This is a genomic window from Leptolyngbya sp. BL0902 (assembly GCF_016403105.1).
Taxonomy (GTDB): domain Bacteria; phylum Cyanobacteriota; class Cyanobacteriia; order Phormidesmidales; family Phormidesmidaceae; genus Nodosilinea.
The window spans coordinates 3,836,747-3,849,285 of the sequence record NZ_CP046155.1 but is presented as its reverse complement, the minus strand read 5'-3'; the positions used below and the strand labels follow the sequence as shown (position 1 = coordinate 3,849,285).

The 12,539-nt window shown below is 55.8% G+C and carries 14 protein-coding genes and 1 tRNA gene; 13 read left to right on the top strand and 2 right to left on the bottom strand.

What is annotated here, in order from left to right; genetic code table 11:
* Positions 1–66 precede the first annotated feature (66 nt).
* The 3 genes from GFS31_RS17150 (at position 67) to GFS31_RS17140 (ending at position 1,616) form a co-directional block, all read left to right on the top strand.
* Positions 67–381, top strand: coding sequence for a hypothetical protein (locus GFS31_RS17150; protein ID WP_198805964.1), 315 nt, complete (start codon positions 67–69; stop codon positions 379–381).
* Between the two features lie 308 nt (positions 382–689).
* Positions 690–1,556 (top strand): M48 family metallopeptidase, encoded by an 867-nt coding sequence (locus GFS31_RS17145; RefSeq protein WP_198805963.1) that lies wholly within the window; start codon positions 690–692, stop codon positions 1,554–1,556.
* A tRNA-Leu gene (locus GFS31_RS17140) sits at positions 1,535–1,616 on the top strand. Before GFS31_RS17145 ends, GFS31_RS17140 begins: the two co-directional genes overlap by 22 nt.
* Before the next feature lie 166 nt (positions 1,617–1,782).
* On the opposite strand, the gene GFS31_RS17135 is transcribed toward GFS31_RS17140, so the two are convergent.
* A complete protein-coding gene (locus GFS31_RS17135; protein WP_225907477.1) occupies positions 1,783–3,753 on the bottom strand; it encodes a M48 family metalloprotease in 1,971 nt (656 codons plus the stop codon).
* A gap of 221 nt (positions 3,754–3,974) precedes the next feature.
* On the opposite strand from GFS31_RS17135, the gene GFS31_RS17130 reads away from it, so the two are divergent.
* From GFS31_RS17130 to GFS31_RS17100, 7 genes are all read left to right on the top strand, one after another.
* Entirely contained in the window at positions 3,975–4,439 is a 465-nt protein-coding gene (locus GFS31_RS17130; protein ID WP_198805962.1) for a hypothetical protein, read from the top strand.
* A gap of 62 nt (positions 4,440–4,501) precedes the next feature.
* On the top strand, positions 4,502–4,966 hold the full coding sequence (locus GFS31_RS17125; RefSeq protein ID WP_198805962.1) for a hypothetical protein: 465 nt from the start codon (positions 4,502–4,504) through the stop codon (positions 4,964–4,966).
* Positions 4,967–5,206: 240 nt separating this feature from the next.
* Positions 5,207–5,494 (top strand): hypothetical protein, encoded by a 288-nt coding sequence (locus GFS31_RS21355; RefSeq protein WP_198805961.1) that lies wholly within the window; start codon positions 5,207–5,209, stop codon positions 5,492–5,494.
* A gap of 281 nt (positions 5,495–5,775) precedes the next feature.
* A complete protein-coding gene (locus tag GFS31_RS21350; protein WP_198805960.1) occupies positions 5,776–6,117 on the top strand; it encodes a hypothetical protein in 342 nt (113 codons plus the stop codon).
* A 103-nt stretch (positions 6,118–6,220) separates the two neighbouring features.
* Positions 6,221–6,619, top strand: a complete 399-nt coding sequence (locus tag GFS31_RS17110; protein WP_198805959.1) for a hypothetical protein — start codon at positions 6,221–6,223, stop codon at positions 6,617–6,619.
* Between the two features lie 338 nt (positions 6,620–6,957).
* A complete protein-coding gene (locus GFS31_RS17105; RefSeq protein ID WP_198805958.1) occupies positions 6,958–7,524 on the top strand; it encodes a type IV pilin-like G/H family protein in 567 nt (188 codons plus the stop codon).
* 243 nt (positions 7,525–7,767) lie between these two features.
* Complete coding sequence (locus GFS31_RS17100; protein WP_198805957.1) at positions 7,768–9,123, top strand: class I SAM-dependent methyltransferase; 1,356 nt, start codon at positions 7,768–7,770, stop codon at positions 9,121–9,123.
* 670 nt (positions 9,124–9,793) lie between these two features.
* Here GFS31_RS17100 and GFS31_RS17095 read toward each other — a convergent pair.
* Positions 9,794–10,153, bottom strand: a complete 360-nt coding sequence (locus GFS31_RS17095; RefSeq protein WP_198805956.1) for a nucleotidyltransferase family protein — start codon at positions 10,151–10,153, stop codon at positions 9,794–9,796.
* 174 nt (positions 10,154–10,327) lie between these two features.
* Here GFS31_RS17095 and GFS31_RS17090 point away from each other — a divergent pair, with 174 nt between their 5' ends.
* Genes GFS31_RS17090 through GFS31_RS17080 form a run of 3 tightly spaced genes read left to right on the top strand, consistent with a single transcriptional unit; the run spans position 10,328 to position 12,526 of the window.
* The gene (locus GFS31_RS17090) at positions 10,328–10,921 is read left to right on the top strand and encodes a DUF3782 domain-containing protein (protein WP_198805955.1); all 594 of its coding nucleotides are present in this window, start codon (positions 10,328–10,330) and stop codon (positions 10,919–10,921) included.
* Between the two features lie 9 nt (positions 10,922–10,930).
* Positions 10,931–11,500, top strand: a complete 570-nt coding sequence (locus GFS31_RS17085; RefSeq protein WP_198805954.1) for a Uma2 family endonuclease — start codon at positions 10,931–10,933, stop codon at positions 11,498–11,500.
* 3 nt (positions 11,501–11,503) lie between these two features.
* A complete protein-coding gene (locus GFS31_RS17080; RefSeq protein ID WP_198805953.1) occupies positions 11,504–12,526 on the top strand; it encodes a hypothetical protein in 1,023 nt (340 codons plus the stop codon).
* Positions 12,527–12,539: the final 13 nt, after the last annotated feature.

Below are 12,539 nucleotides of genomic sequence, written 5' to 3'. Positions count from 1 at the left end.
GCTATCGCTGTTTATAAGGCTCGGTGGTGGAGGATCAAAGCATCCTCATACTGCCGAGTTTTTGTTATGGCCATAAAAACCTTGCTGAAACCCCTCCGCCTTGGGCGCTGGGCAATTTTGGGGTTTCTTGCCCTAGGTCTACTCACGGCGTTGGGCGTTGTGGGCTTGGGGCTCTGGGTGCCCACCTGGGCCACGGCTCCTCTGCCGCCGCGCCTAGTGCCCGCCATCCTTAATGGCAACCCCATCCATGTTCTGTATGTCACCCGCAGCAGCGATACGGTGCTGGTACGGTGCTATCCCGGCTTTCAGCCCGCCTTAAACCTGACAAATCAGGAAGGGTTTTTGACCTGTGTAAACTCTGAATCCCAGGCTGAGTCGTAGATTTCATGACGGTCTTGGATGGGGGCCATACGAAATCCTGCTAGAGACTGGCTGACAAAGGATTCTGGGGCGGACGTGAGAATTGCGCCTCTACCGCATTGGGTTCATGTAGGGGTCAGGTCTCCTGCCCCTTCCACAGGCGTGGGTTCTAGCAGGTTTTGCCAGTCCACCAGGCTGAGCAAGCCTAGGGGGTCGCCGGGGATACCGAAAAGCCTGAGCCACTGGGCCAGCGCTACCCGTCCTTGGGGGCCTGTATTACCCTAGGGGAAGGAGCCTTGCGCCCTGATCATCCTACCCTTGGCCCGCCTATGCCTGGTAAAACTCTGCTGACTGGTCTCCAAGCCAATCAGTTTCGCCATCCCCTCGATCTCGAAGCCACCCGCGCCCTACAACAACTACCGGGATTGGATGTGCTGGTGCGGATGGTGGTGGCTCCTCTGGCGGAATCGTTTTTTCATTTAGAAAACCTGGCGTCGGGCATTCAGGTCAGTGAGCGACAACTGCCCAGCCTCCATGGGGCTTTGGTAGAAGCCTGCCAAATTCTCGATTTAGACGTGCCTCAGCTCTACGTGCGGCAGAACCCCGTTCCCAATGCCTACACCTTTGCCATGCGGGGCGAGCGACCCTTCATCGTCATCCATACCGCCCTGATCGAACTGTTGACCCCAGCGGAAACTCAGGCAGTGATCGCCCACGAACTGGGCCATCTCAAGTGCGACCACAGCCTTTACCTGACGGTGGCTAACCTGATTACCCTCGCCGCCAGCCAGCTTCCCTTTGGGGCGGAAATGTCCCAGGGGCTGCAAAATCGGCTGATGGAATGGGTGCGCTGTGCCGAGTTTACCTGCGACCGGGCCGCCCTGCTGGTGGCTCAGGATCCGCGCATTGTGGCGTCGTTGCTGATGAAGCTCTGCGGCGGCTCTCCGTCCCTCGTTTCTGAACTGAGTGTGGACGCCTTTATCGATCAAGCCCGCGCCTACGACGATCTGAGCCAGGACGCCCTCGGCGACGCCCTCAAGCAACTGCGTACCCAAGGGCTTACCCACCCCGTTCCGGTGCTGCGGGCCAGGGAGATTGATCGCTGGGCCAGCAGTCCGGCCTACGGTGCCCTGGTGAAAAACCGCGCCATTGAGTATAATGGGGATTCATCCAAGGGCGGATGGCGAAATTGGTAGACGCACCACACTCAAAATGTGGCGACTTCGGTCGTGCGAGTTCGAGTCTCGCTCTGCCCATATTAATTCACCGTTGATCCGACGCGGCACGGCATAGATGGTTGTACGGCGTACAGTCATTTGGGGGTCAGTGTATGACGCGCAAGGGGCTGAGCAAGGCCTCTTATTTCTTTAATCGTCCTTCCACCGCAGTTCCCCCGTAGGCGAGGGAACCGCGATGGCCAGCCTAACGGCGGGGAAGCTTATCCTGGCGGCTGTTCTCCAGTTTGTACTCGTTGATGAGCTGGAGGGTTTTGAGGCGCACAGTCAGGTGCTTTTCCACGCCTTCGTAGGTGTAGCGGTCGAAGCCGCCTTGGTCGATGAGTTGTTTGATGTAGCTCACCCGCTCCCCAGGGTTGGGGTGGGAGGCAAACCAGGTGACGCCGCGATTGCCGTGTTCGGCTTCGAGGGTGGTCATCAGGTTGTGGAGGCCGTCGGCGGCATAGTTCCCGGTGGCGAGGAGCTTAGTGCCCAAAATGTCGGACTGACGCTCCATATCGCGGGAATAGCTGGCTACCAACAGGTTGGCGGCGATGTTGGCCACCTGGGGCACGGGGATAAAGGCCGCAAGGCTGGCGGTGAGGTTGCCCTGAGTCACCATTTGGAATCCATGGGATAGCACCGCATGGGAAATTTCGTGGCCCAGCAGTCCGGCCAGTTCTGCTTCGGAATAGCTATTGGTGATGGCTCCGGCGTTGATGAAGATCTTTCCTCCCGGCAGGGCAAAGGCGTTGAGATTCTCATCCATCACCACCTCAAAGCTGTAGTTAAACTCATCCCGTCCGGCCAGGGCGGCGAGTTTGTGGCCAATCTCGTTGACGTAGTCCCGCACCTCCGGGTCGGTGACGATGGGCAACTGACGCTTGACCTGATCCGCCACCTGCTGCCCCAGCACGCTTTCCCCCTGCATCATCAAAATGCCGGAGTTGAGGGCAGTGAAGGGGCCAAACAGCCCCCCGGTGAGGAAGTAGCTGGCCGCGCCCGTGATGATGTTGCCTACCAGGTTGCGGGTGAGGTTAGCGTTGATCTGGCCTCGGAAGCGGTTGAAGTTCTCCTGGGCCAGTTGCTCCATGGCTCCGGCATCGGGGTGTTCGGGGTTAAGCAGGGCAAACTGGTTGGCGGTGATCGCCGCTTCAATCCACTGCTCCTGAGCCATCTGAAGCTGAATTTGGGCGTTCAGCACATCGGGATGGTAGGGAAACCGCAGCGCCAAGGACTCTAGGAGTTGCCGCGCCTCCTCCGTGCGCCCCTGCTGGATCAAGTAGCGCCCATAGAGAGACTGGGCGGGCAAAAAGTCAGGATAGTCTCGTACCAACAGTTCTAGCGGTACCAACACCCGGTTGGGAAAGCCAGAATCCAATCCGGCCTGGGCTTCGCGCCAATACACCCGACCCGCCGGAGACAGATCTTCGGGGTCGGTGATGGGCACAATGACTTCACCGCTGGTCATTTCCGCCAGCCATTTGGCCTCCTTCGCCTGACGATAGAGCGCATTCGCCGCCGCCCGATCTCCCGCCAGAAAATGCTGATCTGCCTCCATCAAAAGCTGACTGCGCTTAACTTGATCCTCCGAAAGCCCGATGAATAACCGCGCCCGATCTATCGATGAGGCGGCCTCTGAGGACTCTGCTTCTGGGGACTCTGCTCCTGGGGACTCTGCATCTGAAGCTTCTACCTCTGAGGACTCCCCTGCCGAGGACGCTTCTGTTGTTGAAGGCTGCTCCGCTGCGGCCTCGGTCTCCGCGTCTGGCCCGTCCTCCGCAACAGCTTCCCCAGGGCCAACAGCATTCTGGGCCTCTGCCTCAGCCGGGTTGCGATTGCCCAAGGGCCAAGGCGTTTCAGACTCCCACTCTACTCCCAGTTCCCACTCCGTTTCTGTCGCTGCCCCGGGTTCTGAGATTGCTTCTGGGTCGGGTGCGTCCATCGCTTCCAGGGTAGGACGGGACTCTACCACCGCCTCCACCCCGTCCGCAGACTCCTCTGTATCCTGTATATCCTGGTGTTGAGTCCGCCGTTCTAGAGGATTCTCCGCCGCAACCGCCGCCGCCGTTGGGTCTGTCGCCCAAGTTGGGCTGCTCATTCCGTAGGCGAAATTGGCCCCCAAGGCCAGCCCATAGGCCGCCAAGGTGAAGGCCAAAAAACGTTTCGCACGTTTCATCGTGTTGCGTACCATGGCAGGCTCTCTTTTCAGGCGTTGGGCGGCGGATCGATCTTCCTCCCCATGTCGGCCAAGGAGGCGGTTGAGTTCCCCATCACCCTAACCCATCTAGCCCCATCCATCGAGCGATGCTCCCAGCGGCGACTTGGGCGTTCTGACGGCACATTAACACGCCCCAAAGGTGCCCCGTATAATGGACGTATTCGGCGTTTTTCCTTGGCATGAACCGCTGGGTTAACTTTCTCTCACTGCTTCCGGGCACCCTGCTCACGATCCTGATTATCAGCATCGCCTTTCTGAGGTTCTACGATGAAACCGACTTCACCCTCCTCGGATACGTCGCCAACACCCGCACCTGGAGCAACCGATGTACCGTGGCCGCCCTCGTGGTGGCGCTGGTTGGTTTTTGCACTGAATGGGACCGTCGAAATCGAGAAGCAGCACGCACTGCGAATGAACGAGATGAGGAAAGAGCGCGAAGAGAGGAGGAGGCTCGACGAAGAGAATCAGCAGAAGCACGAGCAGCGAATGAGCGAACTGAGGAAAACGAACGAGCGGCTCGCCGAGCTCGAATCCAAAATCGATGGATCCTTCTCCAAGCACGGTATTTACTCAACCCCAGCGCCGAAGGCGAAGCAGCCATAGCCGATTTCATTCAGTTTTTGCAGGAGTATGGTGAACTGTAGCCTCAGCCTGCCCTCAAGGATGGCTCGTATAATGAGGTCAATCGGCACGCCCCCCGTTTGGCATGAACCGCTGGGTTAATTTTCTCTCACTGCTTCCGGGCACCCTGCTCACGATCCTGATTATCAGCATCGCCTTTCTGAGGTTTTACGATGAAACCGACTTCACCCTCCTCGGATACGTCGCCAACACCCGCACCTGGAGCAACCGATGTACCGTGGCCGCCCTCGTGGTGGCGCTGGTTGGTTTTTGCACTGAATGGGACCGTCGAAATCGAGAAGCAGCACGCACTGCGAATGAACGAGATGAGGAAAGAGCGCGAAGAGAGGAGGAGGCTCGACGAAGAGAATCAGCAGAAGCACGAGCAGCGAATGAGCGAACTGAGGAAAACGAACGAGCGGCTCGCCGAGCTCGAATCCAAAATCGATGGATCCTTCTCCAAGCACGGTATTTACTCAACCCCAGCGCCGAAGGCGAAGCAGCCATAGCCGATTTCATTCAGTTTTTGCAGGAGTATGGTGAACTGTAGCCTCAGCCTGCCCTCAAGGATGGCTCGTATAATGAGGTCAATCGGCACGCCCCCCGTTTGGCATGAACCGCTGGGTTAATTTTCTCTCACTGCTTCCGGGCACCCTGCTCACGATCCTGATTATCAGCATCGCCTTTCTGAGGTTTTACGATGAAACCGACTTCACCCTCCTCGGATACGTCACCAACGCCCGCACCTGGAGCAACCGATGTACCGTGGCCGCCCTCGTGGTGGCGCTGGTTGGTTTTTGCACTGAATGGGACCGTCGAAATCGAGAAGCAGCACGCATTGCGAATGAACGAGCTGAGGCAAGAGAGCAAAGAGAGGAAGAGGCTCGACGAAGAGAGGAAGAGGCTCGACGAAGAGAGGAGGACGCAGCACGAGCAGCGAATGAACGAGCTGAGGAAAGGCAACGAAGCCTTGAGGAAAGAGAACGAGCGGCTCGCCGAGCTCGAATCCAAAATCGATGGATCGTTCTTCAAGCACGGTATTTACTCAACCCCAGTACCGAAGTCGAAGCAGCCATAGCCGATTTCATTCAGTTTTTGCAGGAGTACGGCGAACTGTAGCCCCGGCCTGCCCTTCAGGATGCCCCGTATAATGGGGTCAATCGGTACGCCCCCCGTTTGGCATGAACCGCTGGGTTAATTTTCTCTCGCTGCTTCCGGGCACCCTGCTCACGCTCCTGATCATCAGCATCGCCTTTCTGAGGTTCTACGATGAAACCGACTTCACCCTCCTCGGATACGTCGCCAACGCCCGCACCTGGAGCAACCGATGTACCGTGGCCGCCCTCGTGGTGGCGCTGGTTGGTTTTTGCACTGAATGGGACCGTCGAAATCGAGAAGCAGCACGCATTGCGAATGAACGAGCTGAGGCAAGAGAGCAAAGAGAGGAAGAGGCTCGACGAAGAGAGGAAGAGGCTCGACGAAGAGAGGAGGACGCAGCACGAGCAGCGAATGAACGAGCTGAGGAAAGAAAGCGAAGAGAGGAGGACGCAGCACGAGCAGCGAATGAACGAGCTGAGGAAAGGCAACGAAGCCTTGAGGAAAGAGAACGAGCGGCTCGCCGAGCTCGAATCCAAAATCGATGGATCGTTCTCCAAGCACGGTATTTACTCAACCCCAGTACCGAAGTCGAAGCAGCCATAGCGGATTTTGTGCAGTTTTTGCAGGAGTATGGCGAACTGTAGCCTCGGCCTGCCCTCAAGGATGCCCCGTATAATGGGGTCAATCGGCACGCCCCCCGTTTGGCATGAACCGCTGGGTTAATTTTCTCTCGCTGCTTCCGGGCACCCTGCTCACGCTCCTGATCATCAGCATCGCCTTTCTGAGGTTTTACGATGAAACCGACTTCACCCTCCTCGGATACGTCGCCAACGCCCGCACCTGGAGCAACCGATGTACCGTGGCCGCCCTCGTGGTGGCGCTGGTTGGTTTTTGCGTTGAATGGGACCGTCGAAATCGAGAAGCAGCACGCACTGCGAATGAACGAGCTGAAGCAAAGCAACGAAGCCTTGAGGAAGGAGAACGAGCGGCTCGCCGAGCTCGAATCCAAAATCGATGGATCCTTCTCCAAGCACGGTATTTACTCAACCCCAGTGCCGGAGTCGAAGCAGCCATAGCCGATTTCATCCAGTTTTTGCAGGAGTAGGGCGAACTGTAGCCCATTGCTGCGGTTGCCAGGGGTAAGGTGGCCAACCCAATCGCCCTAGGTGGGGTAGGTCGTGCCCATTCGACAACGGCTTACCCCCGTGCCCCAGGCAATACCCACACCGTCAGCGAAGCGCCTATCGCTCCATCCGGGGAATGTTACAAAATCACACAAATTTCCAGAAGCCCCATTCAGCAAGCTTTTCGCGCCTTTCTAAGGTGCAGACTCCGGCCTGCAAAAAGAAATTTTGCCGGAGGTGATATGAAACCTGAGCCAAGTGGGTAAGTTAGTCCAAGAAGCGAACAAACTATACCTGCTTCTCAAGGAGACACCCCATTATGAAATCCACTTGGAACTTCAAGCTGCTGCAACACCTCATCCAAAAGAAAGAAGACGGCGGCTTCACTTTGATTGAACTACTGGTGGTTATCATCATCATCGGTATTCTGGCTGCTATCGCTCTGCCCGCGTTCCTCAACCAAGCCAACCGCGCCCGTCAGTCTGAAGCCACCTCCTACGTGGGTTCCATCAACCGTGGCCAACAAGCTTACCGCCTAGAAAACCCCACCTTCGCTAACCGGATTGACCTGCTAGGTCTAGGTATCCAAACCACCACCCAGTTCTACACCTATGGTGATGGTACTACCGCCAATACTCTAGCTGCCCCCACTGGTGGCACCCTGCCTAAGTCTGCTTTTGTAAGTGCTAAACCCATTGACCCCGTTCTGCTAGCCTACACGGGCGTTTCCTACACTCTGCAAGACAGCGGCGGCAACTCCACCACCACTGCTCTGTTCTGCATCGGCGGTGCTCCTGGCGTCGTTCCTGTTGCTCAGATTGCCAATGAAGGTTTGGCAAACGCTGAGGTTACTGCTCCCCTCGCAAAACGGCCTGATTGTAAGTAGAGCTTAGTAAGAGGTTAGCGAACCTGACCTTTTGGGTTAGTTAGCAACACTATAAAAAGGCTACTCGTGTTTCGAGTGGCCTTTTTTATAATGTTTGAAACGGCTATAAAAGCGACTATCTGCTAAGGGTGGTTTGCTATGGCAAAAGGTAGAGTTAGCGTCGTCGTTATGCTTAATGACGATGAGGTTCAACCTTTCAGCATTGGTGAATACAATAGAGCAACGTTGATTATTATCTGAGCCATGACTATTCCCTCCTCCGAATCCCATGCAGAATTTTTAGAACGGATGCGGCGACAGTTTGATTTTGGCCCCTATCCCCGCTATCCCATCGATATGGTGCCCAGGGAGGTGGGCAACGAGCTATTTTACTTGAACCTAACCACTCCTGCTTACCTGCAAAAACGCCGTGTGGTAGAAACGGCAGATAAAGTAGTTTTAGATGCAGGTTGCGGTACCGGGTATAAAGCTCTCGCCATGGCCAAGGCCAATCCTGGCGCTAAGGTGATTGGCATCGATCTTTCCCCCCGATCCATCGAACTGGCTCAGCAACGGGTAGCCTACCATGGTTATGAAAACTGTGCTGAGTTTCATGTGCTTTCTATTGAAGATATTGCTCAGCTTGGCATCCAGTTTGACTATATCAACTGCGATGAAACCCTGTACTTCTTTGATGACATTGCCGAGGGGCTAGCCGCGTTTAAGTCTGTCCTCAAGCCGGAAGGGATTATTCGTGCCAATTTACACAGTGCCCTGCAACGACAAACCTTCTTTCAAGCCCAAGAACTCTTTAACTTAATGGGGCTGATGGAAGAAGAAGCCGAAGAAATGGCAGTTCCTATCGTGATCGACATCATGAAAGAGCTAAAGCCAGAGGTTTTCCTCAAGAAAATGACCTGGAATCCTAAACTGGAAGATCCGGATCAGGATGGTAACAAAGAATTTTTACTGGCCAATCAGTTGCTTAAAGGAGATAAGGGCTATCGCATTAGCGATATGTTTGATGGGCTGCGGCGGGCTGATTTAGAGTTCCTCAGCATGGTGGAATGGCGGCGCTGGAACCTGACCGATCTTTTCAGAGAGCCTGATAATTTACCCAGCTATTTGGCCATGGGGCTATCAGAAAGTACGCCCGAAACCATGCTGACCATTTATGAACTGCTCAACCCCGCCCATCGGCTTCTAGACTTTTGGTGTACCCATCCTCGCCAAGGCCCAGAACCGCTACCCGTAGCCGAATGGAGCTTAGGAGACTGGCTCAATTCACGGATCACGCTGCACCCTCAACTGCGAACGGAGGCCGTCAAAGAAGCCGCCCTAGAGGCCATTCAGCAAAATGGGCCATTTATCATCAGCACCTTTTTAAGCTTGCCCACCCTCAGCCCCGTCACCATTAGCTACGACGTCGCCGCCCTCTTGCTGCAACTGTGGAATGGCCCCCAACCCTTTGCGGCACTGGTAAATTTCTGGCAGCAAACCCACCCGGTCAACCTCCTTACCCTAGAACCCATCACCCCAGAAGCCGCCGCCCAACAAGTTGCCGATGCCCTCGGCAAACTAGAGGTTTTCCTCTACGTTTTGCCCGAACAAATGGCGTAGATAACCTCAGTTCGGATTAAGCTCCGTGGCCCAATGCCCAGTCAGCCCTCACCCCCCAGCCCCCTCTCCCACGGGGAGCTACTACGTACACAGATCTCGTTGTCACTCGCCAAATGCTGGCAGATCCCCCTAAATCCCCCTTGAAAAGGGGGACTTTGAATCCGGTTCCCCCCTTGGTAAGGGGGGCTAGGGGGGATCCATCCCTGGCAAGCTCAGCATCGATGACTTATGTGTACGTAGTAGCCCACGGGGAGAGGGGGAGCTAGAGTTTCAAAGTCCCTCTCCCCAAGGGAGAGGGATTTAGGGTGAGGGCCAGCGTCGGAGCCGGAAGCGAGTTTTTAACGATTGAAGCCCCTGGCTTATCCCGAACTCAGGTTAGATAGAGTAGGCGTAGGGTAAGCATGGCCTACCCTAGCCTCTGCCTAAGATATCTCCTATCAAATCTTAATTGGCTATCTCCAATTCCCCGGTGGTGCATTGCGGCTCATCCAAGCGATCAAGGCGTTGCCAAACATGACTAAAGCCGCGAATGCACCCTACGTTCTAAGATATCTCAGTGGCCAAGGCCCTTAGCCAATCTACAAAGGCTCTGACATCGGTTTGTACATTGCCCCAAACCGCAGGATAATTTCCAACCAAATCCGCCGCAAGTTCACGCATCGCCGCAGCACTAATGGCTTTCATCAATATCTACCCCCGTCGCCAACACTCTCTCGCGAAAATAGCCCGTCAGCGCCTCTAGCGGCTTGAGATCCACCCAGCGGGCGCTGAGATCATTCACCCTGGCCACCGCCTCAAAATATCGGGCGGGGGGAATATGATCGGCGGCTAAATCAATGTCAGAATCGGGGGTAAAACGACCTCGTACCAGAGAGCCAAACACCACGATCCGCTGCGCTCCAAACTCCTGCCGCAAACATTGCGCCATCTGCCGCACCTCCTGCCACGCCTGATCCATCGCCTGCCGCTGTTGTTCCGATTGCCTGACAGACTGTTGCCGCCAGTAGTCGATATAGTTTTGATCGACCAAGGGTGGTTTCGATAAATTTTGCCGAGGTAAATTGGAATCAGATGAACCCGTCATCGGCTTCTTCCTTTCAGGCTTTGGCTTACAGGCTAATGATGATGAAGCTCCGTAGGGTGCTTGGTGGCTCAGCTACTATAGATCCTAACTGCTTTAGCCGATTAAAGGCGATCAACCACCATGGCCACCACCTCCGAAGAAGTCTGGCGCATTTTGGGCGAACTCGCCGAAGCGCAAAAAGAAACCAAACGCCAAGCTCAAGAAACCGAACGGCGATTCCAGGAAACCGAGCGACGATTCCAGGAAACCGAGCGGCTGTTGCGACAACAAAACCAGCAATTCAACGAGCAACTGGGGAAACTGGGCAACCGCCTCGGCGAGTTTGTGGAGTGGCAGGTGCGTCCTGCGGTGGTGCGTCTGTTTCAAGAACGGGGTATTGCTGTCCACGAGTTCCACGATGGCATTGCCGTGCAGCGTGGTGACGAGGGCATCGAAATTGACCTGTTGGTGGTCAACACGACAGAGGCGGTTTTGGTGGAAGTGAAAAGCAAACTTACCCAGACCGATGTGGATGAACACCTAGAACGCTTGAGCAAATTTAAGCGCCTGATGCCTCGCTATGGCGATGTGCAAGCCATGGGAGCCGTGGCCGGAATGGTCGTGCCTGATGAGGTAGCCCGCTATGCCTATCGCAAGGGGCTGTTTGTGATGGCGCAATCGGGAGATGGCGTTGTTATTCTGAATGATGACCGCTTTCAGCCCCAGAGTTGGTAAATACGTCCTATGGTGGCCTCTCCCCAGCCTTCCCTCACCGCCCAAGAATATTTGCAATTAGAAGCCGAAAGCCCTGCCAAACATGAGTTTATCGACGGCGAAGCCTACGCCATGGCTGGGGCCAGCGATGCCCATGTCACCATTACCGTTAACCTGGCAGCCTTGCTGCGTAACCACGTTCGAGGTAGTGGTTGTCGGGTTTACATTGCCGATATGAAGGCCCGCATTGAGACGCGCAATTGTTTTTACTATCCCGATGTGATGGTGACGTGTGACGAGCGAGATCGGGCAAACAACACCTACAAATGCTTTCCTAAGTTAATGATTGAAGTGCTGTCAGAGTCTACGGAAGCCTTTGATCGAGGGGATAAGTTTGCCGACTATCAAACCTTAGAAACCCTAGAAGAATATGTGCTGGTTAACACTCGCCATCAACGAGTAGAGTCCTTTCAGCGCAATGAGGCAGGACTTTGGGTACTGCACTATTACACCGAAGGCGACTTTGCCCTCGCCAGCCTGAACTTCTCCGCCCCCCTGACCGCCCTCTACGAAGATGTTGAATTTCCTGACAACCGTTAGCCCATGATATACCTGCCTTGGCTGCTGATCGGTCTAGCCCTTGCCCTCTGGCCCTATCCTGCCCAAGCTAACAGTGGCAGTGCCCTCCTGTGGGCGGGTGGCTTGCCCCTGTTGCTGGGCAACCTGGGGATTGGTTATCTGGAATCTGGGATTCTGACCAGGGTCTTTCATACCCCTCGGTGGCGGTCTTTTGGGGTGATGGTGCTGGCCAACTTAGCCTCGACCTTGGTGGGGTTGAGGCTGTTGCCGGGGTGGTTGTCCCACCATCCAGCCGTTACTTTGGCCACGGCCTGGGGTTGGCTCTGGGGGGCTGTGGGCCTAGCTTTGGGGATAACGCTGGTGATTGAGTATCCCTTTGTATGGGCGCTATTGCGGCAGCGGCCCCGGTCGGCGACAACGGCGCTGAAGGCCAATGCGCTGATTCACAGCGTTAGCTACTTGGTGCTGGTGGGATGGTATGCCCTTAGCAGCCAAGCAACCCTGCTGACCCAAGTGACCGTGGTGCCTGTCTCGCAGTTGCAGCCCAGCGCAGACTACGTGCTGTACTTCAAAAGTTTGGCCGATCAGCCCATGCAAATGAACCTAGATGGTTCTGGGGCAGAGCCAATTGCCTCAGCGGCTTTTGCAGCCCTAGAACCTCAGAGAATTGACAGGTTTGGCCCCGTTCCAGAACTGCACCCGCCGGGGGGATCGCCCCACACCAGCGCATGGCGCTATGGGCTGAATGTGCCGCGACCGGGTCTGGTGGCGCAGCATCTTACCACTCACCAACAGCTGGCGTTGGCTCTCGAAACCCCGGTGCTATCTTGGCCTGTCCGCTATGCGACCCACCTGGCCGGAGATCTGGCCGTCTTTCAGCTTGGGGATCATCAAATTGTTGTGCTTCAGCCCCAAACTCGGCAGGTGGCTATCTTGGCCCAAGGACACAACCCCGTGGTGCAGATCCGGCCAGCCCAGGAGGGCACGGCGAGGAACACTAAGCAGGCAGGCCCCAGATCAACCACCAGTCCCCAGGATGATGCCTAGATTCGCCATCTAA